Source organism: Acidovorax sp. JHL-9 (assembly GCF_000426205.1).
In the GTDB taxonomy this organism is placed as follows: domain Bacteria; phylum Pseudomonadota; class Gammaproteobacteria; order Burkholderiales; family Burkholderiaceae_C; genus Acidovorax; species Acidovorax soli.
On record NZ_AUEX01000040.1, the window covers coordinates 1 to 25,726 of the forward strand.

Here is a 25,726-nt window from a genome sequence, read left to right on the forward strand (position 1 = left end):
GAACTGGCAGCCCTGATCGGAATGAACCATGACCGGCGCATGCGGCTGTCGGCGCCACAGTGCCATCAGCAGTGCATCGAGGACCAGGCTCGTGTTAATGCGGCTGCGCCTGTCGCTCAAGTGCAGGTATCGCATAGGCTTTGATCCACTTGTACAGGCTGTGCTGGCTCACTCCGATCCGGGCGGATACATCGGCCACCCGGTGGCCTCGCTCGGTGATCTGCTTGACCGCTTCGATCTTGAATTCTTCGGGATATGGCTGCTTCGTCATGGCACCTCCTATTGGGCCTCAGGTTTGAGGCTCAAAGGTGTCTAGTGCAGCCGGGGCTATTCACCCAAGAGCGTCACGATCATTCGACCGTGACACTCTTGGCAAGGTTTCTGGGCTTGTCCACATCCGTCCCTCGCGCGCAGGCGGTGTGGTAGGCCAGCAGCTGCAGCGGCACCACATGCAGCAGCGGGCTGAGGTGGCCGTAGTGTTCGGGCATGCGGATGACGTGGACGCCTTCGCTGCTTTCGATGTGGGTGTCGGCATCGGCCAGCACATACAGCACGCCGGCGCGTGCGCGCACTTCTTGCATGTTGCTCTTGAGTTTTTCCAGCAACGCGTCGTTGGGCGCCACGGTCACCACCGGCATGGCGCTGGTGACCAGGGCCAGGGGGCCGTGCTTGAGCTCGCCGGCCGGATAGGCCTCGGCGTGGATGTAGCTGATCTCCTTGAGCTTCAGCGCGCCTTCGAGCGCGATGGGGTAGTGCAGACCCCGGCCCAAAAAGAGTGCGTTCTCCATGCGGGCAAAGTCTTCGGCCCAGCTGATGAGCTGCGGCTCCAGTGCCAGCACGGCCTGCAGGGCCACGGGCAGGTGGCGCATGGCCTTGAGGTGGGCGGCTTCCTGCTCGTCCGTCAGGCGGCCCTTGGCTTGCGCCAGCGCCAGCGTCAGCAGGAACAGGCCGGCAAGCTGCGTGGTGAAGGCCTTGGTGCTGGCCACGCCAATCTCGACCCCCGCGCGGGTGACGTAGGCCAGCTTGCATTCGCGCACCATGGCACTGGTGACCACGTTGCAGATGGTGAGCGTGTGCTGCATGCCCAAAGACTGCGCATGGCGCAGGGCCGCCAGGGTGTCGGCCGTTTCTCCGCTCTGGCTGATGGTGACGACCAGGGTGCGCGGGTTGGGCACGCTGGTGCGATAGCGGTATTCGCTGGCCACTTCCACCTGGGTGGGGATGCCGGCGATGTCTTCCAGCCAGTATTTGGCCACGCAGCCGCTGTAGTAGCTGGTGCCGCAGGCCAGGATGAGCACGCTGTCGATCTCCTTGAACACGCGCCAGGCGGCGGCCCCCGGCTCGCCATGCACGCCGGCGCCGTCGAACAGCTCGGGCACGATGCCCGCCACACCTTCGAGCGTGTCGGCAATGGCGCGCGGCTGCTCGAAGATTTCCTTTTGCATGTAGTGGCGGTAGGGGCCCAGCTCGGCCGCGCCGCTGTGCGCCTGCACGGTGCGCACGGGGCGTTGCGCGGGTGTGAGGGCCGCGCCATCCTTGCCCACGATCCAGTAGCGGCCCAGCTGCAGGTCCACCAGGTCGCCTTCTTCGAGGTACACGATCTGGTCCGTCACACCGGCCAGGGCCATGGCGTCGCTGGCCAGGAAATGTTCCGAGCCCTCCTGGCCCACGCCCAGGATCAGCGGCGAGCCGGCACGCGCACCCACCACACGGTGGGGTTCGTCCTTGTGCACCACGGCAATGGCGTAGGCGCCATGCAATTCGGCGATGGTGGCCTTGACCGCGTCGAACAGGTCGCCGCTGTAATGGCTATCCACCAGGTGGGCAATGACTTCGGTGTCGGTCTGGCTCGCGAACACATAGCCGCGGGCCTGCAGGGCGGCGCGCAGCTCTTCGTGGTTTTCGATGATGCCGTTGTGCACCAGCGCCACGCGGCCCGCGCTGGTGGTGCTGGCGTCGGCGCCGGTGCCGTGGCTGAAATGGGGGTGCGCGTTGTGCACGGCGGGCGCGCCATGCGTGGCCCAGCGGGTGTGGGCAATGCCGGTGGCGCCGGCGATGTGCTCAGTGGCCACCTGCTCCAGCAGTTCGGCCACGCGCGCCGTGCTGCGGGCGCGCTGCAGGCCGCCGGGGACCGAGCCCTGGCGCGCGGCCTCCAGGCTGGAGGCGTGCACCGCCACGCCGCAGGAGTCATAACCCCGGTATTCGAGCCGTTGCAGGCCCTGCACGAGGATGGGAACGATGTTGCGCGTGGAGACCGCGCCGACGATGCCGCACATGGTGGTTGCCTTGGGTTGAAAAGATGCTGCGATGGTAGGCAGGTCAAAGAAAAATATTGGATTGATATTTCTTGAAATTTGAAATTTAATTTCACCATTCAATAGAAACGGAATTTAATTCCACAAAAAATCAATTTATGGAACAAATAGCAATAGATGCCACCGACCTGCAGTTGCTCCACCTGCTGCAAACCGATGCCGCGCAGAGCAACCAGTCCCTGGCGCAGCAGGTGCACGTGTCGCCGCCCACCTGCCTGCGGCGCGTCAAGCGCCTGCACGATGCCGGACTGATCGAGCGCCAGGTGGCCATCCTGCAGCCCGACCGGCTGGCGGCCCTGCAGGGCCACGGGCTGTCGGCCATCGTGGAGGTCACGCTGGACCGCCAGGGCGCCGAATGGCTGGACGCGTTCGAAGCCCGCGCCGTGGCGGACGACGGCGTGCAGCAGTGCTGGCGCGTGTCGCCGGGGCCGGATTTCATGCTGGTGGTGCACACGCGCGACATGCCGGCGTACCTGGCACTGTCGCAACGCCTGTTCACGGGCGACGCCAATGTGCGCAACGTCAAAGCCTTCTTTGCCACCCGCCGGGCAAAATTCGAGACAAAAATACCGATAGCGCTTCCCTGACAAGCGCCTGCAGCCATCTTTTTGCGGCATTCCGCCGGCATGGCGCCGGCCGCAAGCGCCCCGGCATTGCCATGGTGCCGGACTGCGGCCTACAGTAGCAGCCCCCGCTGCTGCCCCTTGCAGCCCCACCGCGAAGGAAACGCCGCATGGAATTCAAGGACTACTACCAGGTGCTGGGCGTCGGCAAGACCGCCACCGCCGAGGACATCAAGAAGGCCTACCGCAAGCTGGCGCGCAAGTACCACCCCGACGTGAGCAAGGAGGCCGATGCCATGGCCCGCATGGCCGAGATCAACGAAGCCAACGCCGTGCTCTCCGACCCCGAAAAGCGCGAAGCCTACGACGCCCTGGGCCGGCAGGCGCCGCACCGCCCGGGGCAGGATTTTCGCCCCCCGCCCAACTGGGACGCGGGCTTCGAGTTTTCCGACGGGGCAGGTGCGGCCGGCGGGCCCGACGGCGAATTCAGCGACTTTTTCGAGCAGCTGTTCGGCCGCCAGGCACGCACCCGGCGGGCCCACGGCGCACACCGCCAGCCGCCCCGCGATGCCGCATGGGATGGCGCAGCCCCACCCTCGCGCGGCAACGACCACCACGCCAAGATCGAGCTCGACCTGCTGGACGCCTACCAGGGCGCCGAGCGCAGCCTGGCGCTGCGCGGCGCCCGCCTCGATGCAGCAGGCCGCATGGTGCACGAGGAACGCAGCCTGCAGGTCAAGATCCCCAAGGGCGTGCGCGAAGGGCAGCTCATCCGCCTGACCGGCCAGGGCAGCCCGGGCACGGGTGGCGCGCCCGCGGGCGATCTGTTCCTGGAGGTGCATTTCAAGCCCGACGCGCGCTGGCGCGCCATCGACCGGGATGTGTACCAGCCCGTGGCCGTGGCGCCCTGGGAGGCCGAGCTGGGCGCCGTCATCGCGGTGCAGACCCCTGCGGGAGCCCTGGAGGTGACCGTGCCCGCGCACTGGAAATCCGGGCGCAAGCTGCGCCTGAAAGACCGGGGCATTCCGGCCGCCACGCCCGGAGACCTGTATCTGGAACTGAGCGTCGCCCTGCCACCAGCCCACAGCGACGCTGAGCGCGCCGCCTATGCCGCGCTGGGCGCGGCCTTTCCCCGCTTCAACCCGCGCGCCACTCCCGGAGCCTGACCATGCCCTCTGCCCACGACACCCCCACCATCCAGCCGGGCGAACTGCTGGATGAAGCAGCCGAACTCACCCTGGAGGACCTGGCCCGCATCTGCCACATGGCACCGGGCTGGGTCAGCGAACGGCTGGAAGCCGGCCTGCTGCAGACCGACGGCCCGGGCGGCCACTGGCGCTTCGCCAGCGCCACCGTGGTGCGCGCGCGTCGACTGGCCCAGCTGGAAACCACCTTCGACGCAGACCCCCATCTCGCCGCCCTCACGGCCGATCTGATCGAGGAAGTGGCGCGGCTGCGCCAGCGCCTGCAGCACCTGGAAGCCGCCACGAGAAACGGCCTTGCGCGGGGATGACGCATCCGGTGCCATTTTTTTCTGGCGCTGGCGGGGCGCTCCCTGTAGGCTTCTGTAACAACTCCACACCCAGCGCACGCCCTGCCCGGGCGGCGGCCCCTGACGCACCCACCATGCCCACCCCCCAACGCCAACTCCCTCGCCGGGTCTATCCCCTGCGATTGCTGGGCATGGGGCTCGGCGGCGTGGTGGCGGGCGTGGTGCTGTGGGAGCGCAACGCCAGCCTGCCGGCCTGGCTGTGCATGGCGCTCATTTCCTTCGTCTGGCCCCATGTGGCCTACCAGCTGAGCCACCGCAACTCCAACCCCTACCGCGCAGAAATACGCAATCTGCTGGTGGATTCGGCGCTGATCGTGGCCCTGATACCACTGATGCACTTCAACCTGCTGCCCAGCGTATTGATCATCACGCTGACCATGGTGGACAAGATCACCACCGGCATCCGCGGCCTGTGGGTCCGCTCGCTCCCTGGCATGGCCGGCGCGGCGGTGATCAGCACGGCTTTCGCCGGTTTTCACTGGGCACCGCATACATCCATGCCGGTGCTCATTGCGTGCCTGCCCGTGCTCGTCCTGCACACCCTGTCGGTCAGCGTGGTGAGCTACCGCCTGATCCGCGAGGTGTCACGGCAGAACCAGTTGCTCGACGAATTGCGGCGCATCGACGCCCTCACGGGCCTGTATGGCCGCGGCCACTGGCAAGAGCAGGCCGAGGCCACGCTGCGCCGCCACCATGCCACCGACGAACCCGCCTGCCTGGTGATGCTGGACATCGACCACTTCAAGCAGATCAACGACCAGCACGGCCACACCGTGGGCGACGAAGTGCTGCGTGCGCTGGCGCGCATCATCCTCGGCAACGTGCGCGCCACCGACTGCGCAGGCCGCTACGGCGGCGATGAATTCGCCATCGTGCTGCGCGGCATGCACCTGGACAACGCCATGGTGGTGGCCCAGCGCATCCGCGAACAGGTGCAGGCCCTGCAGCCGCACGACCTGCCCCAGCTGCAGCTCACCAGCAGCCTGGGCGTGGCCCCGGCCGACCACCGCCACAGCAGCCTGCGCGCCTGGACCCATGCCGCCGACTCCGAGCTCTACCAGGCCAAGGCCGCGGGGCGCAACCGGGTCTCGGCCGGCGCCATGCCGGCTCTGGCGCCGGTGGTCTAGGCAACGCGGAACAAGCCACCGCGATGGCGCGCGCCCTGGTTGGGGATGGAATGCAAGGCGCGGAGCGCAGCAATAGCCCCAGCCATTGCGCGCATTGGCTACGCGGCACGCGAGGGATTTGTTCAGCGTTGCCTCAGGAGGCTGCCGGCCACTGTCATGCCTTGGGCTGCTTGGCCGGGCGGTGCCAGTTCTCTTTGCTGACCTGCTTGCCGCGCGCCACGCCCAGCGCGCCGGGCGGCACATCCTTGGTGATGGTGCTGCCACCGCCCACCGTGCCGCCTGCACCGATGGTGACGGGCGCCACCAGCACGCAGTTGCTGCCGATGTGCACATCGGCCTCGATCACCGTGCGGTGCTTGTTCGCACCGTCGTAGTTGGCGGTGATGCTGCCCGCACCGTAATTCACGCGTTCGCCCACCGTGGCATCCCCCAGATACGCCAGGTGGTTGGCCTTGGCGCCGTCGGCCAGGGTCGAGTTCTTCACTTCCACGAAGTTGCCGATGTGCACCTCGCGGCCCAGCTGCGCGCCGGGGCGCAGGCGGGCAAAGGGGCCGATCAGCGCGCCCGCCCCCACGGTGGCGCCCAGCTTTTCGCCGTCGATGTGGGTGAAGGGGTGGATCACCGCACCGGCCGCGATGCGCGCGTTGGCAATGCAGCAGTTCGCGCCGATGTGCACGCCCTCACCCAGCTCCACGCGGCCGGTGAAGACGCAGTTCACGTCGATCTCCACGTCCTGGCCGCACACCAGCGCGCCGCGCACGCCGGTGCGCGCGTCGTCGCGCAGATCCAGGCGCGCCGGATCGGCCAGGCGCACGCCCTGCTCCATCAGGCTGCGCGCGGTGCGCAGCTGGTGGGCGCGCTCCAGCTCGGCCAGTTGCAGCGGGCTGTTCACCCCCGCCACCTGCAGCGCGTCGGTGATGCGGTGGGCCACCACGGGCACGGCATCCTGCACGGCCATGGCAACGATGTCGGTGAGGTAGTACTCGCCCTGGGCGTTGTCGTTGGTCAGCCGCGCCAGCCAGCCGCGCAGCAGCCGCGCGGGCACGGCCATGATGCCGCTGTAGACCTCGGTGATGGCGCGCTGGGCGTCGGTGGCGTCCTTGTGTTCGACGATGCCCTGCACGGCGCCTTGCGCATCGCGCACGATGCGGCCGTAGCCCGCGGGGTCGGGCAGGGTCACGGTGAGCAACGCCAGCTGCCCGCCCGCGCTGGCGGCCACCAGCGCGCGCAGCGTGTCGGCCTGGGTCAGCGGCACATCGCCCGACAGCACCACCGCCGTGCCCTCGTCACGCAGGTGCGGCACGGCCTGCTGCACCGCGTGGCCTGTACCCAGCTGGGGCTCCTGGCGGACAAATTTCAGATCAAAAGTGCCTGCAGCGCTTTCTGCACCTACGGTAGAAGCTTCTACTTCTACAGCGCCATGGCCGGTAATGACGATGGCGCTGCGCGCACCCAGGTGCGCGGCCTGGTCCAGCACATGGTGCAGCAGCGGGCGCCCGGCCAGACGCTGCAGCACTTTGGGGATGCGGCTTTTCATGCGCGTGCCCTTGCCGGCCGCCATGATGAGGATGTCGAGTGGGGTCATGGATGTTTGGGGTGTTGCGGCACGGGAGTGCGCCGACGGGAAGATGCGTCGATTATCCGCCGCACGGCGCACCGCCGCGCCCGGCCCATGCCGCGAACCCGGTGGCCACCCGCACCGCCGCCCGGCCCGCGCCCGCCAGGGCCTGCGCCAGCTCGCGCGCGGGCTGCGCCACGCCGCGCTCCCAGTCGGCGGGGGCCCGCACCAGCGCAGCAGCCTCCCAGCGGAAGGCCGCAGCCGGCCAGCCTGGCCCGGCCCAGGGTTCGATGACGACATGGCGCCCCGGCTCGAGCACCAGGCGCTCGCCCACCGCCAGCACATGGTCGGTGCTGGCGCAGCGGGCACCGGACTGGGTGACCCACGCACGGCCCAGGGTGATCTCCAGCACGCCGCGCTCGCGCGGGTACAACGACAGCGCGCGCCCGGCCGGCAGTTTCCACTGGCGTGCCGGCACGCGGCTGGCGTCGGAAAGCACGGCGGAGGCGGACAGAGGAATGGCGATGGACATGGCATGCTCCTTGGCATCAATAAAGGGTTTCCGGTACCGCCATGCTCCGCCGTAATGCGCTTGCAGTCCAATGAAAACGCGCTACGCTATTCATTCCATCCACGCATGAATCACCCGCCCATGGCTTCCGCCGAATACGCCCCCGCCGTGCTGCGCACCCGCCCCGTGGCCACGGGCCACTGGCGCGCTTTTCTGGCCGTGGCGCGGCACCTGAACTTTCGCGCCGCCGCCGATGAGCTGGCGCTCACCCAGTCGGCCGTGAGCCGCCAGATCCAGGCGCTCGAAGACGAGGTGGGCGTGGCGCTGTTCCTGCGCCACACGCGGGCCGTGGAGCTGACCAGCGCCGGCGCCCAGCTGCAGCGCGCGGTGGCCCCGGCGCTGGAGCGCATGGACGCCGCCGTGCGCCTGGTGCGCCAGACGGCCGGGCGGCGCAGCGTGGCCGTCACCACCTGGGCCAGCTTTGCTTCGATGTGGCTGATTCCGCGCATGGAGGAGTTTCAGCGCGACAACCCCGGCGTGGACATCCGCATCGACGCCACCGACACCCTGGTGGACCTGGAGACTGCGGACGTGGACCTGGCGCTGCGCTCCAGCGTGCCGGCCAGCGTGGCGCCCGGCGCGCAGCGGCTGTTTGGCGAACAGCTGGCCGTGGTGGCCAGCCCCTGGCTGCTCAAGAGCATGCCACCGGTGCGCGAACCGGCGGACGTGGCGCAATTTGCGCTCATCGACGCCGGCGACGCCCACCGCCTGCCGTATTTCGAGTGGATCACCTGGCGCCGCTGGTTTGAGGTGCACGCCCAGCGGCAACTGGAGCCACGGCGCTGGCTGTACTTCAACTACGCCCAGCAGATCGCCCAGGCCGCGCTGGCCGGCCAGGGGCTGGCGCTGGCGCGCATGCCACTGATCGCGGATTCACTGGCACGAGGCGACCTGGTGGAGGTGCTGCCCGGCCACCGGCTCGATTCACCGCTGGTCTACTGGCTGCTGCTGGGCCCGCGCAGCAGCCAGCGGCCGGAGATCAAGGCCTTTTGCGCCTGGCTGCAGTTGCAGGCCCTGGCCACGCGCCAGGCGATTGGCGAGGTGCCCGACCCGGACCTGAACGACCACCTGGACTGAGCACCAAAAAAGCGCTGAGTCCTGGCGGGCTCAGCGCTTTCAAATTGATCGCCATCAACGCATGACCGACAAGCGCTTCAAGCCACTCTCACCCACAGATCAAGCCAGGGTCACGCGCGCGAACTTGCGCTTGCCCACCTGCACCACGTAGATGCCTGCGTTAAGCCTGAGCCCCTTGTCGCTGACCACGCCGCCGTCGATGCGCACGCCGCCGCCGTCGATCAGGCGGTTGGCCTCGCTGGTCGAGGGCGCCAGGTTGGCCTGCTTGAGCAAGGCGCCAATGCCCAGCGGCGCGCCCGACAGCGCCACCTCGGGAATCTCGTCGGGCACGCCGCCCTTGCTGCGGTTCATGAAATCCTGCTCGGCCGCATCGGCCGCCGCCGCGCTGTGAAAGCGCGCGGTGATCTCCTTGGCCAGCGCCACCTTGGCGTCCTTGGGGTTGCGGCCATTCGCCACCTCGGCCTTGAGGGCCTCGATCTGTGCAAGCGACTGGAATGACAGCAGCGTGTACCAGCGCCACATCAGCGTGTCGGAAATGCTCAGCACCTTGGCATACATGGTGTTGGCGTCTTCGCTGATGCCGATGTAGTTGTTCTTGGACTTGGACATCTTCTCGATGCCGTCCAGGCCTTCGAGCAGCGGCATGGTCAGGATGCACTGCGGCTCCTGGCCATATTCCTGCTGCAGATGGCGCCCCATGAGCAGGTTGAATTTCTGGTCGGTGCCACCCAGTTCCAGGTCGCTCTTCAGGGCCACGGAGTCGTAGCCCTGCATCAGCGGGTAGAGAAACTCGTGCACCGCAATCGGGTTGCCCGCCTTGAATCGGTCGTGGAAATCGTTGCGTTCCATCATGCGCGCCACGGTGAACCGGGAGGCCAGCTGGATCATGCCCGTCGCGCCCAGCGGCTCGCTCCACTCGCTGTTGTAGCGGATCTCGGTGCGCGCCGGGTCCAGTACCATGCTGGCCTGGCGGTAATAGGTTTCGGCGTTGAACTGGATCTGCTCGGGCGTGAGTGGCGGGCGCGTGCTGTTGCGCCCCGAGGGGTCGCCGATCAGGCTGGTGAAATCGCCGATCAGGAAGATCACCTGGTGGCCCAGGTCCTGCAATTGCCGCATCTTGTTGAGCACCACCGTGTGCCCGATGTGGATGTCCGGCGCCGTCGGGTCCAGCCCCAGTTTGATGCGCAGCGGCTGGCCCGTGGCCTCGGAGCGTGCCAGCTTCTTGATCCACTCGTCCTGCGGCAGCAGCTCGTCCACGCCGCGCAACGAGATTTCAAGGGCCCGCCCTACACCATCGGATACCAGGTTCTTTGTAACAGCAGATTGATTCATAAGGGTTTTCTGGGATGTCTGGACAGCGTGCGCCGCTATACTTCAGCCCACATTGCAGTGGGCGGATTCTAGTGGTCTCGCCGTTTCGACGCCTCGGCAGCCCTGTCGAATTCCTGCAACCTGACCGCTTGCACTCCCGGTGTCGCCCCGTTTTGCAGCGGGGAACCATGCCGGCAGCACCTTCAACCTTGGGGACAGACCTTTGATCAACGGCTTCACCACCGCCAGCACCGTATTGCTTGCCCGGCTGGTTCACAGTGTCCAGAAACACCCCAAACGCATCACGGCCGCCGTGGCCACCCTGCTGCTGACCGGCGGCGGCGGCGCATTTGCCGTGGCGTCGTTTGCACCCGATCCCTCGGATCTTCCCGTGCGCCAGGTCAGCTACGCCGTCGAGTCGCTGGCGGCCAACCCGGTGCTGGATGCCCTGGAAGCGCCCGGTTTCTCGCTGTACCGCTCGGAACAGACCCGCAGCAGCGACACCGCGGAGTCCTTGCTGCAGCGCATGGGCGTGGCCGATCCGGCCGCCTCGGCCTTCCTGCGCAGCGACGCCCAGGCTCGCCAGGATCTGCTGGGCCGAGCAGGGCGTTCGGTCTCGGCCGAAACCACCGACGACCACCGCCTTGTGCGCCTGACCGCCCGCTGGGCCCCGGACGACAGCGGCAACTTCCGCCGCCTGGTGGTCGAGCGTTCCGGCGAGCGGTTCACCTCGCGCGTCGAGTCCGCCCCCCTCACCACGGGCAGCCGCCTGGCGGGCGGGGTGATCCAGAGCTCGCTGTTTGCCGCCACCGACGCATCCAGCATCCCCGATGCCGTGGCCGTGCAGCTGGCCGAGGTGTTCTCGGGCAACATCGACTTTCACCGATCGCTGCGCAAGGGTGACCGCTTCTCGGTGGTCTATGAAACCCTGGAAGCCGACGGCGAACCGCTGCGCAGCGGTCGCGTGCTCAGCGCGGAATTCCACAACAACGGCAAAACCCATGAGGCGGTGTGGTTCCAGGACCATGGCACCGCCAAAGGCGCCTATTACACCCTGGACGGCGCCAGCATGCGCCGCGCCTACCTCACCTCCCCGGTGGAGTTTTCCCGCGTGAGCAGCAGCTTCAAGATGCGTTTTCACCCCATCCTGCAGAAGTGGCGCGCCCATCTGGGCACCGACTATGCCGCGCCCACGGGCACGGCCGTGCGCACGGTGGGCGACGGTGTCGTCGAATTCGCCGGCGTGCAGAACGGTTTCGGCAACGTGGTCTTCGTGAAGCACCGCAACCAACACGTCACCGTGTACGCACACCTGAGCCGGATGGATGTGAAACAGGGCCAGACCGTCGAGCAAGGCCAGACCATTGGCGCCGTGGGTGCCACGGGCTGGGCCACCGGCCCGCACCTGCATTTCGAATTCCGCGTGAACGGGCAACAGCAGGACCCGCAGGCGATCGCCCAGCAAAGTGAATCCGCAGCCCCGGTGTCAGCCGCCGCCCGCCCCGCCTTCGACCGACTGGCCGCGAACATGCGTGTACAACTCTCGGCGGCCGCGCTGGTGCAGCAGGCCAGCGCCGAATAAGCCGCACCCGGCACGGTGCCGTTGCAGGCGATGCCCGGCTTGTACATCGGCCTCATGTCGGGCACCTCGCTCGACGGCGTGGACGGTGTTCTGGCCGATTTTTCACAAGAAAAAATGGTCGTCATCGGCCATGAATCAGCGCCTTTAGCTCCTGATTTAAGAGCAGAACTACTCGCACTCAACACCCCCGGCCCCAACGAACTGCACCGTGCGGCCCTGGCGGGCAATGCGCTGGCACGGGCCTACGCCTCCGTAGTGCAAAGGCTGCTGAAACACAGCTGCGTCCCCGCCAGCGCCGTACGGGCCATCGGCGCGCACGGGCAGACCGTGCGCCACCGCCCCCAGGAATTCGACGGCACGGGCTATACCCTGCAACTGAACAACCCCTCCCTGCTGGCCGAGTGCACCGGCATCCCCGTGGTGGCGGATTTTCGCAGCCGGGATGTGGCTGCAGGCGGACAAGGCGCCCCGCTGGTTCCTGCCTTTCACCGGGGCGTGTTTGGCCGGACAGGCGAGACGGTGCTGGTGCTCAATATCGGCGGCATCTCCAACCTCAGCGTGCTGGGCGCCGACGGCAGCGTGGCGGGCTTCGACTGCGGGCCCGGCAACGCGCTCATGGACCACTGGTGCCAGTTGCACACCGGTCAGGCCTTTGACAAGAATGGAGACTGGGCCGCCCAGGGTCAGGTGCTGCCCGACCTTCTTGCCACATTGCTGCAGGAGCCTTTTTTGCGGCAATCCCCGCCCAAAAGCACGGGGCGCGACCTGTTCAACCCGACCTGGCTGTCGGATGCGCTGGCGGCGCACTCCGGTGTCCAGCCCGTTGACGTTCAGGCCACCTTGACAGAATTGACCGCCAGCGCTTGTGCAATGAGCGCCATCAGCCATGGGAAAAATAGCAAAACACTGGCAGTGTGCGGTGGCGGCGCCTTGAACACCCAGCTGATGCGGCGCCTGCAGGCCTTGGCGCCTGGCATCTCGGTGGTTCCCAGCGACACCCTGGGCCTGCCCGCGCTGCAAGTGGAGGCGGCTGCCTTTGCCTGGCTGGCCCGCCAGACGGTGCAGGGGCAAGCCGGCAACCTCCAAAGCGTCACGGGCGCCCGAGGCGCCCGTGTGCTGGGGGCCGTCTATCCGGCCTGAAAAAAAGAGGCTTCGCTCCGCCAGTCAGGCCGAGAAGCTCGAACCGCAGCCGCAGGTGCTGGAGGCGTTCGGGTTCTTGATCACGAACTGGGCGCCCTGCAGGTCTTCCTTGTAGTCGATCTCGGCGCCCACCAGATACTGGTAGCTCATGGCATCGATCAGCAGTGAGACACCATTCTTGGTCATGGTGGTGTCGTCTTCGTTGGTGATTTCATCAAAGGTAAATCCGTACTGGAAGCCCGAGCATCCGCCACCCTGGACGAACACGCGCAGCTTCAGGTCGGGATTGCCCTCTTCGGCGATCAGGTCCGCCACCTTGGCCGCTGCGCTGTCGGTGAACAGGATGGGGGTGGGCATTTCGGTCTGGACGTTTTCGGCAACTGCGCTCATGGGGTACTCCAATTCAGGATCTGACTTGAATGCTACTGCAATCCAGTCGGGAATTCAGGCCACCGGCGTTTGACGCCAATTTCAGTGGGGGCATTGTGGCTGGCAACAAAAAACCGCCCGAAGGCGGCTTCTTGTTGCGACCCACCACCGCAAGGATGGCGGGCAGGCAGCACCCGAGCTTAACGCTTGGAGAACTGCTTGGCGCGGCGGGCGGAGTGCAGACCGACCTTCTTGCGTTCCACTTCGCGGGCGTCGCGCGTCACGAAGCCGGCTTGACTCAGGACGGGCTTGAGCGTCGCGTCGTAGTCGATCAGGGCGCGGGTGATGCCGTGGCGGGCAGCACCGGCCTGGCCGGATTCGCCACCACCGTGCACGTTGATCATCACGTCGAAGGTTTCGACATGGTTGGTCAGCGCCAGGGGTTGCTTGGCAATCATGATCGAGGTTTCGCGGCCAAAGTAGGACTGGATGTCCTTGCCGTTCACCGTGATCTTGCCGGAGCCTTTTTTCAGAAACACGCGGGCGACGCTGGATTTGCGACGGCCGGTGCCATTGTTCCATTCACCAATCATCTCAAGGCTCCTTAGATTTCCAGCGCTTTGGGCTGCTGGGCGGTGTGGGGATGCTCGGCACCACCGTACACCTTGAGTTTCTTGATCATTGCGTAGCCAAGGGGGCCCTTGGGCAGCATGCCCTTGACAGCCTTTTCCAGCGCGCGGCCGGGGTGCTTGGCTTGCAGGTCACGGAAGTTCGTGGCCGTGATACCGCCGGGGTAACCCGAGTGGCGGTAGTACACCTTGTCCAGGGACTTGGTGCCGGTGACCTTGAGCTTGGCTGCGTTGATGATGACGATGAAGTCACCGGTGTCGACGTGAGGCGTGTAAATGGCCTTGTGTTTGCCGCGCAAACGGAGAGCAACTTCGCTGGCTACTCGTCCGAGGACCTTGTCGGTCGCGTCAATCACAAACCACTCGTGCACAACCTCAGCGGGCTTTGCGCTGAAAGTAGTAGTCATGAGTTTTCTCTTGGTAAGAGGGTTTGGCGGGTCCTTTTCCACGGTCGGTGCTTCTCTTTCGGAAGCCTCTTAGGTGGGATGAAGTCTTCGCCGCGGGACCACTAAAGCGCTGCGAAGCCCGCCATTATACAAAGCAGCATCCATTTCCGGCAAGGGCGACCGCGAGAACGCGCTGCAGCCTCAGTTTTGCATCTGCCGGCGCTGCTCCTCGGCCTCCTGCCGCCGGCGAACATCCACACACACCGGATGCGTGGCCAGTCCCGGTTTTTTGCATTCATTGAAAATGCACAGGGGGCGGGCCAGCATGCCGGCATCGGCGCAAGCTTCCTCAGGCCCGATGGTGCGCACCACCGGAGCCCTGGGCCTGGGCACCACGACCGGCTCGGGCGCAGATACCTCCTGCACCGCCACCGCGGTGGCGGCAGAAGACCCCGGCAGGGTGCGGCGCTGCGCCGGCATGCGCACGACGGGGTCGGCAACGGCGGCCTCCGCGGTGGCGGGCACTCCGCCCGGACCACCAGCGACAGCACTCTGATCGCCCCCCCCAGCCCGCGGCGTATCGCCTGCGGGATTCGCCGACACCACCAGCTGCGATGCGGCGGCGGCGGGCACAGCCCGTGGCTCCTTGAGCTCCGTGAGCATGTCGTCGGCAGGCCCCGGGGTGGAGCGCCCCTGCGCCCACCACGTCGCTCCGGCTGCGGCGCCCAGGGCCAGCATGATGCCCGCCAGCCACACCGACGACGATGGCCACCGGGACCGGGCCCCTGCGGCGGCATGCCCCGTCCGTTGCGCTCCGACACCTGGCACCTTTCGCGTGCGTTTTTGCTTTTGCTCGGAGCGCTCCGCCCGCGAAGGCTGTTCTGCCGGCACCGCCCCCATCCTGGGTGGATCCTCGAAAACCGAGTCTCCTACATCCATGAAAACCGTGTCAGCCATGCCCGCCACCACCGTGTCCGGCCCCGCGGCAGCAGGGTTGTCCCGCGCGCCCACGCCAGCGGGAGGCAGTTCAGGCCGCGCCGAACGGTAGGTCAAATCCTCCAGATCGGCCATTTTTTTGGGCGCAGAGACAGCGTTCACAATGGGCGCGGTCACGCCGGGGCCTGGCCGATCTGCGGATTCGACCCAGACGCCCCCCAGGTCGGCCCGGAAGTCGAAGTGCTCGACACCCTCGGGTGGCGACGTCATCCCCATGGTTTGCAGGAATGCGTCGATGCTCTGGGGCCTGTCCTCGGGGCGCAGGGCCAGGGCCTGGGCGATGGCGGCCACAAATGGCGCCGAATACTGCACGCCGAACTGGCGCTGGACGGTCTTGGCCACGCGTGAGAACGACACCATGCGGTCCCGGATCGAGCGCAGCGTGGCGGGCAGCGGGGCGTCGTTGCACAGGCAGCCATGCACCACGGCAGCCAGCGAATACAGGTCGCTCCAGGGGCCCTGGCGCAACGCGTCATCGCCCTCGGAATACTGCTCGATGGGCGCGTAGTTCACCTTGAGCACGGCCGTGTGCGGGTGGCCCTGGTCATGGATGGCCTGGCGCGCGGCGCCCAGGTCGAGCAGCACCGGCGGCCCGTTGTCCTGCAGGAAGATGTTGTCGGGCGAGATGTCGCGGTGCAGTGTGTTGCCCTCGTGCAGCACACGCAGCGCACCCAGCACTGACCACAGCACCTTGCGCAGCCAGGCCTCGGGCGGTGGCGTGCGCATCTGCGCGCGTGCCTGCTTGAAGGTCATGCCGGTATACAGCGGCATGACCATGTAGGCGGTGTTGTTGGCCTCCCAGAAACGGAAAACCTTGACCAGGGACGGATGGTCAAACTGCGCCAGCAGGCGGGCCTCGCCCATGAAGGACGCCAGCCCGGTATGGTAGGTCTGCTGGTCGGATGACGACCGCACCCACAGCGATTGCCCCTGCGAACGGCCCGCCAGCGCCGAAGGCATGTACTCCTTGATGGCCACGGCGCGGTGCAGCGAATGGTCGAATGCCTTGTAGACCATGCCAAAACCGCCCACCCCGAGCAGTTGCAGTATTTCAAACTCGGCCAGACGCGTGCCCGGTGTCAGCGCGTCCACATGGTTCACACGGCTGACAGGGGTGGGGCTGGGGTTTTCGATCATCATGGGCGGGGGTAATGGGAACGCGTCCGGGGCAGCAACGGGATGGATTCGCGGTGCCTCGACCGTCACGGCGCCCATCATGCTGCATGCACCGTCGCTCCCGGAAACAAAAGGCATCCTGTCTGCCAAAAACATCACCCAGCGGCAGGAACGCCGCCGATTGTGCCGTTTTTGCCCGTGCGCCAGCAGCGCGCCGGTCCCGCCCGGCCATCACACCGACCGGAGGATCAGGGAAATAGCTTACAAACCCCGCAAACAAATAATCAATAGCTATTATTTATATAGCATTTCAATACCCTATCCAGGCCCGCGCTGTGCGTCCGATGCGCGCTGCACAGCAACGCACATCGGCCACCAGGGACCGAATCGTTACCATTGCGCCATGTTCAGTTATCGCCACGCCTTCCATGCAGGCAACCACGCCGATGTGCTCAAGCACACCGTCCTGATTGCCGCCTTGCAACACCTCACCGAAAAAGACGCGGCCCTCACGGTTCTCGACACCCATGCGGGTGCGGGCCTGTACCGGCTCGATGGCGACTACGCCAGCACCAGCGGCGAGGCGGGGGACGGCATCTTGCGCCTCACCGCACCCGGCGTTGCCGCACTCACACCCGCGCTGCAGGCTTATGTGGACATGGTGAAAGCCTTCAACCAGGGCCCCACCACCAAGGTGTACCCCGGCTCGCCCTTCATCATCCAGCGGCTGCTGCGCGAGCACGACAAGCTCAAGCTGTTTGAGCTGCACCCCACCGATCTGCGCGCGCTGGCCGGCAACGTGGCCCAGCTGGAGGCCGGTCGGCAGGTGGCCGTGCTGCACGAAGACGGTTTTGAGGGCATCAAGAAATTTTTGCCTCCACCGGCCCGACGCGCTTTGGTGTTGTGCGATCCCAGCTATGAAATGAAGAGCGACTATGCCAAGGTGCTGGACATGGCGGCCGATTCGCTCAAGCGCTTTGCCACAGGCACCTATGCCGTCTGGTACCCCATCATTCCGCGCCCCGAAGCGCACGACCTGCCGCGCCGCCTGAAAACCCTGGCCACCAAGGCGGGCAAGGGCTGGCTGCATGCCACGCTGACCGTGAAGTCCAGCAAGCTCACCGGGAAGGCGGATGGCGAAATCAAGCGCCCGGGCCTGCCTGCCAGCGGCATATTCCTGATCAATCCCCCCTTCACCCTGAAGGCCGCCCTGAAGACCGCCCTGCCCCAGATGGTGGAATTGCTGGCCCAGGACCAGCACGCCACCCACACGCTCGAATCGGGCGGCTGAAAGCGGCGGGCGACCTCAGCCCTGGCGGGGCGATGGACCGCTTCTTGGCCCTACCGCCAGGCTCAAGGGGCCGATCCCGAAAGCGATGGGAAACAGTCACTCTCACCGTCCTCCAGCAGCCACAGCTCCACGGGCTTGATGCCCAGTCCCAGCATGCCCAGCTCCTGGGCGGCGGCCTGGCTCACATCGATCACGCGGTTCCCGGAAAAAGGGCCGCGGTCATTGATGCGCACCACCACGGCGCGGCCCGTGAGCTGGCTGCGCACACACACCCGGGTGCCGAATGGCAGGGAACGGTGTGCAGCGGTGAAGTCACGGCGGTCGAAGATCTCGCCGCTGGCCGTGCGCCGGCCGTGAAAGCGCGGTCCGTACCAGGATGCCAGGCCCTGCTGGTCGCTTTCGCGCACGGGCTCGTCCGCGCTGTCCTGCGGCCCCGCGCTGTCGGCTCCGCGCCGGGCGGCTTCGTTGCGAACCGGCTCCGGCGCTGGCTTCGCCCGCGGCGGCGGTTCGACCTGCCTGCCGACCGCCGGCGCGCAAAACCGTGAGCGGGGCGCGCCACGTTGCTGCGCCAGCTCGCAGGCATTGCGGGGTTCGGCCGACACCCCGGCAGCCGCTTCGGGGCGACCCGAATCCGCCACCGGCATGGGCGCACAGGCCACCAGCACCCATGAAAGCGCCGCCAGCCCCAGGAGCGGGCACCAGCGCACGCGCTTCACGCTCTTGTCAGTCCGCTGCATCCATCACCACTTCCTGAAAAACGAAAGAACCCACCGCGCAGCAGCGATCACGCAACCCGGCCCCGCACCCCATTACAAACCGAGGCGCCGGCACAGTTCCAGCGTTGTTGCACTCTGATTCATGGTGTAGAAGTGCAGGCCCGGCACGCCACGCTGGCGCAACTGCTCGCACAGCGCGGTCACCACATCGAGGCCAAACGCCCGGATCGACGCCGTATCGTCACCAAAACCCTGCAGGCGCAGGCGGATCCAGCGCGGAATCTCGGCACCGCAGGCATCCGAAAAGCGCATGAGTTGCGAAGACCCCATGATGGGCATGATGCCGGGCACCACCGGCACATCCAGCCCCAGGCGGCGCACATCGTTCACAAAGCGCTCGTACGCATCGGCATTGAAGAAATACTGGGTGATGGCCGAATCAGCCCCTGCCTGCACCTTGGCGGCAAAGGCCTGGAGGTCGGCCTCGGGCGACCGGGCCTGCGGGTGCACCTCGGGGTAGGCTGCCACCTCGATGTGGAAATCGCGGCCGGTCTCGGCCCGGATGAAGGCCACCAGGTCGCTGGCGTAGTGGAACTCGCCGCCCATGCCGTAGCCGCTGGGCAGGTCGCCGCGCAGGGCCACCAGGCGCTTGACGCCCATGGCCTTGAGCGTGGCGAGCTGCTCGCGCACCGACTGGCGCGTGGCCCCCACGCACGAGAAGTGCGAGGCCGCGCTCACGCCCTCGGCCAGGATCTCCTGCACGGTGCCAAAGGTGCCCTCTTGCGTAGAACCGCCTGCGCCATAGGTCACCGAGCAGAACTCGGGCTTGCGGGCATACAGCTGCTGGCGCACGGTGCGCAGCTTTTCGGCACCCTCGGGCGTCTTGGGCGGAAAGAATTCGAAGCTCACCGGCAGACCGGTGGCTGGTGCGTTGGCCGCGGTCATGCGCCCCTCCTCGCAAAAACAAAAAATTCATGGTTGCCGTCGCCGCCGCTGATGGGGCTGTCCAGCCACGCCTGCACCACCAGGCCCAGCTCGGCACAGCAGTCACGGATGCGTTGCTCCACCACGGCATACAGCGCTGCATCGCGCACGATGCCGCCCTTGCCCACCTGGCCGGGCTGCAGCTCGAACTGCGGCTTGACCAGCATCAGCAGGCTGCCACCCGGCGCCAGCAGCGGCACCAACGCGGGCAGCACCAGCGTGAGCGAGATGAACGACAGATCGCCCGTCACCACATCGAACACCGGCGTGATATCCACATCGGCGCATTCAGGCCGGCGGCGGCGCTCCACCGGCAGCGTGCCCTCTTCGCGGGCCTTGGCGCGGGCGGCGCGCTCGGACTTGAAGGCTTCGATGTCCTGGTCCTTGGCATCGTTGCTGTCGTCGTAGGCCTCGTCCACCTGCCCGCCATTGCGCATCCAGCTGTAGGGCGCCTCGGGCTGGGTCTCGTTGTCCTCTTCGGCCTCGATCACTTCCGACAGGGCCAGCTCACAGGCATCCTGCAAGGCCTGCGCCGTCAGCGAGCGCGCATTCACGCCCTCGACGCAGACCACGCGCAGATCAGCGCGCAGCCGCTCGTGCAACTGGCCGTGGCCCACGTCCACGCCAATCACCTGGGCCGCGCCCTGCTGCAGCAGGCAGTCGGTAAAGCCGCCCGTGCTCTGCCCCACATCCAGGCAGCGCAGGCCCGCCACCGACAGGCCGGTGGCCCGCAGCGCCCCTTCGAGCTTGAGGCCGCCACGCGAGATGTACTTGGCCTCGGCATCGTCGAGCAGCCGCACCTCGGCCACGGGCGGGATTTCGTCACCGTTCTTGGCCACCTTCTGCCAGGGCGCCAGCGGCGACAGGCGCCACTCCACGCCCGCGGCAATCAGCCGCTGCGCCTGCGAGCGCGTGGCCGCATGGCCACGTTCCACCAAAAACACATCTGCGCGCATCGCGCCCATCCTTTTTGAGTCAAGTCAGCTGGTAGCGCCAGTGAATCCAGCGCTAGCAGCTCATATAAAGATAGCATCATGGAGCCGCGCCACCCGCCAGAGCCACCGCGCAACCGGTTTTGCCGGGCCGCTGGTGCGCCCCGCTCAGGGGGAAGGCGCACAGCGCCCCAGGGGGAATCAGTACCTGTAGGTGTCGGGCTTGTAGGGGCCCTGCTTGGGCACGCCGATGTAGGCGGCCTGCTCGTCGCTCAGCTCAGTCAGCATGGCGCCCACCTTCTTGAGGTGCAGGCGCGCCACCTTCTCGTCGAGATGCTTGGGCAGCACGTAGACCTTGCCCACGTCGTAGCCTTCGGGGTGGGTGAACAGCTCGATCTGCGCGATGGTCTGGTTGGCGAACGAGTTCGACATCACGAAGCTCGGGTGGCCCGTACCGCAGCCCAGGTTCACCAGGCGGCCCTTGGCCAGCATGATGATGCGCTTGCCGTCAGCGAAGATCACATGGTCCACCTGGGGCTTGATCTCTTCCCACTGGCAGTGCTCTTCGAGCCTGGCGACCTGGATCTCATTGTCGAAGTGGCCGATGTTGCAGACGATGGCCTGGTCCTTCATGGCCTTCATGTGCTCGAAGGTGATCACGTCACGGTTGCCGGTGGTGGTGACGAAGATGTCGGCCAGTGGCGCGGCCCATTCCATGGTCACCACCTTGAAGCCTTCCATGGCGGCCTGCAGTGCGTTGATGGGATCGATCTCGGTCACCCACACCTGTGCGCTCAGCGCGCGCAGGGCCTGGGCCGAGCCCTTGCCCACGTCGCCGTAGCCGGCCACCACGGCCACCTTGCCGGCGATCATCACGTCGGTGGCGCGCTTGATGCCGTCCACCAGCGATTCGCGGCAGCCGTAGAGGTTGTCGAACTTCGATTTGGTCACCGAGTCGTTCACGTTGATGGCGCGGAACAGCAGCGTGCCCTTGGCCGACATTTCCTTCAGGCGGTGCACGCCGGTGGTCGTCTCCTCGGTCACGCCCAGGATCTGCGCGCTCTTGCGGCTGTACCAGGTGCTGTCTTCGGCCAGCTTGGCCTTGATGGCGGCGTACAGGATGCGCTCTTCCTCGCTGCCGGGGTTAGCCAGTACGGAGGCATCCTTCTCGGCCTTCTTGCCCAGGTGCATCAGCAGCGTGGCGTCGCCACCGTCGTCCAGGATCATGTTCGGGCCTTCGCCTTCCGTGCCCTTGGCGCCGAAGTCGAAGATGCGGTGGGTGTAGTCCCAGTAGTCCACCAGGGTTTCGCCCTTGATGGCGAACACCGGCGTGCCGGTGGCGGCAATCGCGGCGGCAGCGTGGTCCTGGGTGGAGAAGATGTTGCACGAGGCCCAGCGCACATCGGCGCCCAGGGCTTTCAGGGTTTCGATCAGCACGGCCGTCTGGATGGTCATGTGCAGCGAGCCGGTGATGCGCGCGCCCTTGAGCGGCTGCCTGGCGGCGAATTCCTCGCGGATGGCCATCAGGCCGGGCATCTCGGTCTCGGCGATGCGGATTTCCTTGCGGCCCCAGTCGGCCAGGCCGATGTCGGCAATGGCGCTGTCGGCCAGGGTGGGTGCGTTGACGCGTGCGTTCATGGTTTGCTCCAAAGCATGTTTGAAAAAACCACTCGCCGGGGGAAGGGAAAAAGCTCACCACGCGGAAAGTGGATGAGCGTCGTTGCGAGATGGACTCCGAGCCTCACGCCCCGCCAATGCTGGGGACGCTGCAACGCTCCTCGGATGAGGTCGAGATTATACGGACGCGCGCACCCGGCGCCACGCCATCCCGGCCATCAGCCAGGGCGCATTCCCCGGCCACATGGCGCGGCATGCACAGGGCCCACCGATGCAAGCGCCGCATCCGCCTGCAATGATGCGCCCCGCCGTGCGCAGGAAGGCATCCGTCACCAGGCCCCGTTGCCATGGCATGGTGGCGCCCCCCAGGTACGGCAGCGCTCCTTCATTTCTCGCCATAAACCACGAGTGCGCTGGCGTCGATCCGGACATTGCCATCCGGGAATTTCTGCTCGATGGCCCGATACACCTCGTCCCGGATCTTCTCTGCCGTGGCTTCATCGGCCTGGCCCAGTGCGGCAACCACCGGTGCGGCCACTTCGGTCATGGCCTGCCAATACACATCGGCCGTCTGGCAGTTGAGCTGTCCCGCCACCTCCCTGACCGACACATTTTTCAGCCCGGCCCGCGCAAACAGCGCCTCACCCCAGCCCGCCTGGGCGCAGCGGAACATGCCCGGTGCGCCCGGCACCGGAGGAGGCAAGGCCATGTTCCGGTTGATCGCGCCCATGATGGCCGTGACCCAGAAATTTTTCTCCGCCACATTCCAGACCGCGGTGGCCAGGCGCCCGCCGGGTTTCAGGACACGCGCCATCTCCCGGGCCGCCAAGTCCATGTCGGGAAAAAACATGAAGCCAAAGCGGCAGCTGACGGCATCAAAGCTCTGGTCCGCAAAAGGCAGCGCGCACACATCGCACACGCGGGTCTCCACATTGGCCAGCCCGCGGCGCTGCGCATTCTCCCCGGCGATCTCCAGCATGTTCGCCGCCAGGTCGGTGACGACCACCCGCCCCTGCGGAATGCGCGCCGCAATCGTCAACCCGGGCTCGCCCGTGCCGCCGGCGACATCGAGCACCACGTCCTGGCCCTTCGGGTCCAGCAAGCGGATGATTTCCTGGCCCATGGGGCGCAGGAAGTCCATGAACAGGCCATCCCATTTCTTCCAGCCTGCGGAGAACCGGTTCCAGGACGCCTTCTGCTGTTCGCGGATGCTTTCGAGTTGCGAGTCCATTTGAGGTACCTCCATAGATGGTGTGCAACGTCCGCCCCTGCGGCGCGACCGCGCCGACACGGAACCGGTCAGACACGGATGATGTCGCCCTTGAGCGCGTAGAGGATGCCGATCACCTCGTTCTTCGTGGCATCGTCCAGCTGGTGCTTGACCATGGCACCGACGATGTCATCCATGACCGCCAGATACTCCTGTTCACTGATGTTCATGCCCTTGTGCACCGTGAGCATGTCCTTGCCGGTGTAGGCCTGCGGCCCCCCGGCGCCCGCACAGAAGAACTCGGTCGCCATCTTCTTGGTGCGCTCCAGGTCCTTGACGTTCTCATAACGGGTTTTGACGAGGGGATTGCTCAGGTGGGCGGCAATGACGTCATCCACCAGGCGGGCAATGCCCGCCGATTCGCCCAGCCGTTGGTAAAGCGTGGTAGCCATGATGAACTCCTTTCGGTCAAGAAGCCTTTGAATGCGTTGCCCGGGCTGCCCCAAGCCACGGAGGAAAAGCTTACCCCTGCCCGCGCCAGATTCCTTGGCGCCACCATGGGGAAGGCGTGGAGATTGGCTGAAGATGGCGGGGCGCCCTATGATCCCGACTCTGCTTCAGTGAAGGAGTCGCCGGTGCTGCTGACTTTCAGAGACTGTGAGCTCGATACCCGCCTGTTCACCTTGCGCTGCCAGGGGCAGCCACGCCAGGTCGAGCCGCAGGTGTTCGACCTGCTGGCCTACCTGTTGCAGCACCGCCACCGCATCGTGCCCCGGCAGGAACTGCTGGATGCGCTGTGGGCCGGCAAGGTGGTGAGCGAGTCGGCCCTGAGCAGCTGCATCAAGGCGGCACGCCAGGCCATCGGCGACAGTGGCACGGCACAAGCCTGCATCGCCACCGTTCAACGCCGCGGCTACCGTTTCGTGGCGGCGGTCGCGGAATGCGAACCACCCATCCCTCTGCGCCAGGGCGAGCCCGGCGCAGGCCCGGAGCTGCCGCTCGACACCGCCCGCGACGCGCATCCGCACCGCGCGTCCATCGCCGTCATGCCCTTCGCCGACCTCTCGCCCGTGGCCGGTGCGCGGGGGAGCACGGCCGACGCACTGGCCCACGATGTCATCACCCGGCTGGCCCAGTTGCGCAGCCTGTTCGTCATCGCCCAGGGCACCATGTTCGCGCTGCATGAACGCGACATCGGCCCGCAGGAGGCCGCGCGCCTTCTCGATGTCGACTATGTGGTGAGCGGCACCGTGCGCCGCCACGCGCAGCGCCTGGTGGTGACGGCCGAACTGGTGGAGGTCCGCACTGCGCACGTCGTCTGGGCCGACATCTTCGACCGCCCCCTGGACGACGCTTTTTCCGTGCTCGACGACATTGGCAGCCAGATCGTCGCCATCGCCGCCAGCGAGATCGAGCTGGCCGAGCGCAACCGCGCCCTGCTGCGCCCGCCCAACACCCTCGACGCCTGGGAAGCCCACCACCGCGGCCTGTGGCACATGTACCGGTTCAACCAGGCCGACAACGAGCGCGCCCGCCAATTCTTTGCCATGGCGGTGCACCTCGACCCCACGTTCGCACGCGCCTACGCCGGGCTGTCGTTCACGCACTTCCAGAACGCCTTCCAGGGCTGGTCCGAGCGCGCAGCCGCGTGCGACCAGGCCATGGCCACTGCCCGCCAAAGCCTGGACGCCGACGACCGCAACCCAGCAGCCCACTGGGCCATGGGCCGGGCACTGTGGCTGCGCGCCCAGCAGGACTCGGCCGTGGTCGAGCTGGAGCAGGCCATCCACCTGAGTCCCAGCTTCGCGCTGGGTCATTACACGCTGGCGTTTGTCCAATCCCAGGCGGGCGACCCCCAGGCTGCCATCGCAGCATCCGACCACTCGCGCCTGCTCAGCCCTTTCGACCCCCTGCTTTTCGGCATGCTGGGAGCCCGCGCCATGGCGCTGGTGCGCCTGGGCCGGTTCGACGAGGCAGCGGACTGGGCCGTCAAGGCCGCCGCCCGTCCCAACGCCCACGCGCACATCCGCGCCATCGCGGCCTACAGCCTGGCATTGGCGGGTTCGCTCGACCTGGCTCGCACCTATGCGACAGCAATACGCCAGGCGCGACCGAGCTACCAGGCCGACGACTTTTTCGCGGCTTTCCGCTTCGACCCCCAGGGCACAGCCCTGTTTCGCCAGGGGGCCGCGCGCATCGGCATGGCATGACGCCCTCCGCAGAGGGCATGTCCTGGGTGGAAAAGGCATGGCACCAAGCCCAGCGCAGATCGACGCCCAGGGCCTCGGGGCAAGTGGATGAAAGTGGGTGGACTTCGTTGCGAACGAGCCCCCCACGCCCGCTCAGAGCCTGTTGACGATCTCCCAGGGGATCGTGTTGGAGCGCCATCGGGATGAGTGGATGCTTCGGATGCGCCGCATGGGCTGGTGCCCATGCCAGCAGCCGGGGCGGCCTTGTCGTCCGATTGCGCGTCAACCCTTGGGGCAGCGGTCTTTGCGGGCGGTCTGCGGCGTTGCGGCGCTGGTGGATAGCCGGGCTATCCACTGCGCACCGCGCCTGGCATCCCATCGCGCAAAGACCGCTGCGCAACCCCTGCGAGATCGTAAACCAATGGGATGGACGCCCCCGCCCTAAACGGCATCGAAAGTGCCACAGTGGAGACGTTAGTTATTCCACTTGAACCA

At 66.7% G+C, this 25,726-nt stretch carries 23 protein-coding genes, 1 pseudogene and 1 riboswitch; of the genes and pseudogenes, 9 read left to right on the forward strand and 15 right to left on the reverse strand.

Going from position 1 to position 25,726, the window contains the following annotated elements; genetic code table 11:
- Positions 1–109 precede the first annotated feature (109 nt).
- Together K225_RS21195 and glmS are read right to left on the reverse strand one after the other, a co-directional pair.
- Positions 110–271 (reverse strand): annotated as a pseudogene (locus K225_RS21195) (transposase); the annotation flags it as partial.
- Between the two features lie 79 nt (positions 272–350).
- Positions 351–2,276, reverse strand: coding sequence for a glutamine--fructose-6-phosphate transaminase (isomerizing) (gene glmS, locus K225_RS0118180; RefSeq protein WP_026437688.1), 1,926 nt, complete (start codon positions 2,274–2,276; stop codon positions 351–353).
- Between the two features lie 137 nt (positions 2,277–2,413).
- Between glmS and K225_RS0118185 the strand changes: the two genes are divergently transcribed.
- From K225_RS0118185 to K225_RS0118200, 4 genes are all read left to right on the forward strand, one after another.
- Positions 2,414–2,902: an Lrp/AsnC family transcriptional regulator gene (locus K225_RS0118185; protein WP_026437689.1), complete on the forward strand. Its 489-nt coding sequence runs from the start codon at positions 2,414–2,416 to the stop codon at positions 2,900–2,902.
- A gap of 146 nt (positions 2,903–3,048) precedes the next feature.
- Complete coding sequence (locus K225_RS0118190) at positions 3,049–4,044, forward strand: DnaJ C-terminal domain-containing protein (protein ID WP_026437690.1); 996 nt, start codon at positions 3,049–3,051, stop codon at positions 4,042–4,044.
- 2 nt (positions 4,045–4,046) lie between these two features.
- Positions 4,047–4,391 carry a chaperone modulator CbpM gene (locus K225_RS0118195; RefSeq protein ID WP_026437691.1) on the forward strand — a complete coding sequence of 115 codons (345 nt, stop codon included), beginning with the start codon at positions 4,047–4,049 and terminating at the stop codon, positions 4,389–4,391.
- A 113-nt stretch (positions 4,392–4,504) separates the two neighbouring features.
- Positions 4,505–5,557, forward strand: a complete 1,053-nt coding sequence (locus K225_RS0118200) for a GGDEF domain-containing protein (protein WP_026437692.1) — start codon at positions 4,505–4,507, stop codon at positions 5,555–5,557.
- Positions 5,558–5,711: 154 nt separating this feature from the next.
- On the opposite strand, the gene glmU is transcribed toward K225_RS0118200, so the two are convergent.
- Together glmU and K225_RS21490 are read right to left on the reverse strand one after the other, a co-directional pair.
- Positions 5,712–7,142, reverse strand: a complete 1,431-nt coding sequence (gene glmU / locus K225_RS0118205; RefSeq protein ID WP_026437693.1) for a bifunctional UDP-N-acetylglucosamine diphosphorylase/glucosamine-1-phosphate N-acetyltransferase GlmU — start codon at positions 7,140–7,142, stop codon at positions 5,712–5,714.
- A gap of 52 nt (positions 7,143–7,194) precedes the next feature.
- Positions 7,195–7,647 carry a DUF2917 domain-containing protein gene (locus K225_RS21490; RefSeq protein WP_051249069.1) on the reverse strand — a complete coding sequence of 151 codons (453 nt, stop codon included), beginning with the start codon at positions 7,645–7,647 and terminating at the stop codon, positions 7,195–7,197.
- A 120-nt stretch (positions 7,648–7,767) separates the two neighbouring features.
- Here K225_RS21490 and K225_RS0118215 point away from each other — a divergent pair, with 120 nt between their 5' ends.
- Positions 7,768–8,763 (forward strand): LysR substrate-binding domain-containing protein, encoded by a 996-nt coding sequence (locus K225_RS0118215; RefSeq protein WP_026437694.1) that lies wholly within the window; start codon positions 7,768–7,770, stop codon positions 8,761–8,763.
- A 99-nt stretch (positions 8,764–8,862) separates the two neighbouring features.
- Here the strand turns inward: K225_RS0118215 and tyrS are convergent, their stop codons facing one another.
- On the reverse strand, positions 8,863–10,095 hold the full coding sequence (gene tyrS, locus K225_RS0118220) for a tyrosine--tRNA ligase (protein WP_026437695.1): 1,233 nt from the start codon (positions 10,093–10,095) through the stop codon (positions 8,863–8,865).
- 202 nt (positions 10,096–10,297) lie between these two features.
- Between tyrS and K225_RS0118225 the strand changes: the two genes are divergently transcribed.
- Positions 10,298–11,656, forward strand: coding sequence for a M23 family metallopeptidase (locus K225_RS0118225; protein ID WP_026437696.1), 1,359 nt, complete (start codon positions 10,298–10,300; stop codon positions 11,654–11,656).
- 30 nt (positions 11,657–11,686) lie between these two features.
- Positions 11,687–12,796, forward strand: a complete 1,110-nt coding sequence (locus tag K225_RS0118230) for an anhydro-N-acetylmuramic acid kinase (protein WP_026437697.1) — start codon at positions 11,687–11,689, stop codon at positions 12,794–12,796.
- 24 nt (positions 12,797–12,820) lie between these two features.
- On the opposite strand, the gene erpA is transcribed toward K225_RS0118230, so the two are convergent.
- The 4 genes from erpA to K225_RS0118250 form a co-directional block, all read right to left on the reverse strand.
- Positions 12,821–13,186: an iron-sulfur cluster insertion protein ErpA gene (erpA, locus tag K225_RS0118235; RefSeq protein ID WP_026437698.1), complete on the reverse strand. Its 366-nt coding sequence runs from the start codon at positions 13,184–13,186 to the stop codon at positions 12,821–12,823.
- A 179-nt stretch (positions 13,187–13,365) separates the two neighbouring features.
- Positions 13,366–13,758, reverse strand: a complete 393-nt coding sequence (rpsI, locus tag K225_RS0118240) for a 30S ribosomal protein S9 (protein WP_026437699.1) — start codon at positions 13,756–13,758, stop codon at positions 13,366–13,368.
- 11 nt (positions 13,759–13,769) lie between these two features.
- On the reverse strand, positions 13,770–14,201 hold the full coding sequence (gene rplM / locus K225_RS0118245) for a 50S ribosomal protein L13 (protein WP_026437700.1): 432 nt from the start codon (positions 14,199–14,201) through the stop codon (positions 13,770–13,772).
- Positions 14,202–14,381: 180 nt separating this feature from the next.
- Positions 14,382–16,313, reverse strand: coding sequence for a serine/threonine-protein kinase (locus tag K225_RS0118250; RefSeq protein WP_026437701.1), 1,932 nt, complete (start codon positions 16,311–16,313; stop codon positions 14,382–14,384).
- Positions 16,314–16,695: 382 nt separating this feature from the next.
- Between K225_RS0118250 and K225_RS0118255 the strand changes: the two genes are divergently transcribed.
- Positions 16,696–17,583 carry a 23S rRNA (adenine(2030)-N(6))-methyltransferase RlmJ gene (locus tag K225_RS0118255; protein ID WP_026437702.1) on the forward strand — a complete coding sequence of 296 codons (888 nt, stop codon included), beginning with the start codon at positions 16,696–16,698 and terminating at the stop codon, positions 17,581–17,583.
- Between the two features lie 62 nt (positions 17,584–17,645).
- Here K225_RS0118255 and K225_RS21205 read toward each other — a convergent pair whose 3' ends face one another.
- From K225_RS21205 to K225_RS0118285, 6 genes are all read right to left on the reverse strand, one after another.
- On the reverse strand, positions 17,646–18,320 hold the full coding sequence (locus K225_RS21205; protein WP_051249071.1) for a septal ring lytic transglycosylase RlpA family protein: 675 nt from the start codon (positions 18,318–18,320) through the stop codon (positions 17,646–17,648).
- Between the two features lie 72 nt (positions 18,321–18,392).
- A complete protein-coding gene (metF, locus tag K225_RS0118265) occupies positions 18,393–19,244 on the reverse strand; it encodes a methylenetetrahydrofolate reductase [NAD(P)H] (protein ID WP_026437703.1) in 852 nt (283 codons plus the stop codon).
- The gene (locus tag K225_RS0118270) at positions 19,241–20,239 is read right to left on the reverse strand and encodes a TlyA family RNA methyltransferase (protein WP_026437704.1); all 999 of its coding nucleotides are present in this window, start codon (positions 20,237–20,239) and stop codon (positions 19,241–19,243) included. Before K225_RS0118270 ends, metF begins: the two co-directional genes overlap by 4 nt.
- Positions 20,240–20,416: 177 nt before the next feature.
- Positions 20,417–21,853, reverse strand: a complete 1,437-nt coding sequence (ahcY, locus tag K225_RS0118275; protein WP_026437705.1) for an adenosylhomocysteinase — start codon at positions 21,851–21,853, stop codon at positions 20,417–20,419.
- A gap of 67 nt (positions 21,854–21,920) precedes the next feature.
- Positions 21,921–21,999, reverse strand: a riboswitch (S-adenosyl-L-homocysteine riboswitch).
- Positions 22,000–22,217: 218 nt separating this feature from the next.
- Entirely contained in the window at positions 22,218–23,063 is an 846-nt protein-coding gene (locus tag K225_RS0118280) for a class I SAM-dependent methyltransferase (RefSeq protein WP_026437706.1), read from the reverse strand.
- Between the two features lie 68 nt (positions 23,064–23,131).
- Complete coding sequence (locus tag K225_RS0118285) at positions 23,132–23,494, reverse strand: group 1 truncated hemoglobin (protein ID WP_026437707.1); 363 nt, start codon at positions 23,492–23,494, stop codon at positions 23,132–23,134.
- Positions 23,495–23,677: 183 nt separating this feature from the next.
- Between K225_RS0118285 and K225_RS21210 the strand changes: the two genes are divergently transcribed.
- Positions 23,678–25,252: a winged helix-turn-helix domain-containing protein gene (locus K225_RS21210; protein ID WP_162143896.1), complete on the forward strand. Its 1,575-nt coding sequence runs from the start codon at positions 23,678–23,680 to the stop codon at positions 25,250–25,252.
- Positions 25,253–25,726: the final 474 nt, after the last annotated feature.

Excerpts from the sequence above, each read along its gene's own strand:
- K225_RS0118190 (WP_026437690.1), top strand. The coding sequence starts at position 3,049 with ATGGAATTCAAGGACTACTACCAGGTGCTGGGCGTCGGCAAGACCGCC.
- K225_RS0118185 (WP_026437689.1), top strand. The coding sequence starts at position 2,414 with ATGGAACAAATAGCAATAGATGCCACCGACCTGCAGTTGCTCCACCTG.
- tyrS (WP_026437695.1), bottom strand. The coding sequence starts at position 10,095 with ATGAATCAATCTGCTGTTACAAAGAACCTGGTATCCGATGGTGTAGGG.
- metF (WP_026437703.1), bottom strand. The coding sequence starts at position 19,244 with ATGACCGCGGCCAACGCACCAGCCACCGGTCTGCCGGTGAGCTTCGAA.
- K225_RS0118280 (WP_026437706.1), bottom strand. The coding sequence starts at position 23,063 with ATGGACTCGCAACTCGAAAGCATCCGCGAACAGCAGAAGGCGTCCTGG.
- K225_RS0118270 (WP_026437704.1), bottom strand. The coding sequence starts at position 20,239 with ATGCGCGCAGATGTGTTTTTGGTGGAACGTGGCCATGCGGCCACGCGC.
- glmU (WP_026437693.1), bottom strand. The coding sequence starts at position 7,142 with ATGACCCCACTCGACATCCTCATCATGGCGGCCGGCAAGGGCACGCGC.
- K225_RS0118215 (WP_026437694.1), top strand. The coding sequence starts at position 7,768 with ATGGCTTCCGCCGAATACGCCCCCGCCGTGCTGCGCACCCGCCCCGTG.
- K225_RS21205 (WP_051249071.1), bottom strand. The coding sequence starts at position 18,320 with ATGCAGCGGACTGACAAGAGCGTGAAGCGCGTGCGCTGGTGCCCGCTC.
- K225_RS0118250 (WP_026437701.1), bottom strand. The coding sequence starts at position 16,313 with ATGATCGAAAACCCCAGCCCCACCCCTGTCAGCCGTGTGAACCATGTG.
- rplM (WP_026437700.1), bottom strand. The coding sequence starts at position 14,201 with ATGACTACTACTTTCAGCGCAAAGCCCGCTGAGGTTGTGCACGAGTGG.
- K225_RS0118200 (WP_026437692.1), top strand. The coding sequence starts at position 4,505 with ATGCCCACCCCCCAACGCCAACTCCCTCGCCGGGTCTATCCCCTGCGA.
- K225_RS0118255 (WP_026437702.1), top strand. The coding sequence starts at position 16,696 with ATGTTCAGTTATCGCCACGCCTTCCATGCAGGCAACCACGCCGATGTG.
- erpA (WP_026437698.1), bottom strand. The coding sequence starts at position 13,186 with ATGAGCGCAGTTGCCGAAAACGTCCAGACCGAAATGCCCACCCCCATC.
- K225_RS0118230 (WP_026437697.1), top strand. The coding sequence starts at position 11,687 with ATGCCCGGCTTGTACATCGGCCTCATGTCGGGCACCTCGCTCGACGGC.
- glmS (WP_026437688.1), bottom strand. The coding sequence starts at position 2,276 with ATGTGCGGCATCGTCGGCGCGGTCTCCACGCGCAACATCGTTCCCATC.
- K225_RS0118285 (WP_026437707.1), bottom strand. The coding sequence starts at position 23,494 with ATGGCTACCACGCTTTACCAACGGCTGGGCGAATCGGCGGGCATTGCC.
- K225_RS21490 (WP_051249069.1), bottom strand. The coding sequence starts at position 7,647 with ATGTCCATCGCCATTCCTCTGTCCGCCTCCGCCGTGCTTTCCGACGCC.
- K225_RS0118195 (WP_026437691.1), top strand. The coding sequence starts at position 4,047 with ATGCCCTCTGCCCACGACACCCCCACCATCCAGCCGGGCGAACTGCTG.
- ahcY (WP_026437705.1), bottom strand. The coding sequence starts at position 21,853 with ATGAACGCACGCGTCAACGCACCCACCCTGGCCGACAGCGCCATTGCC.
- rpsI (WP_026437699.1), bottom strand. The coding sequence starts at position 13,758 with ATGATTGGTGAATGGAACAATGGCACCGGCCGTCGCAAATCCAGCGTC.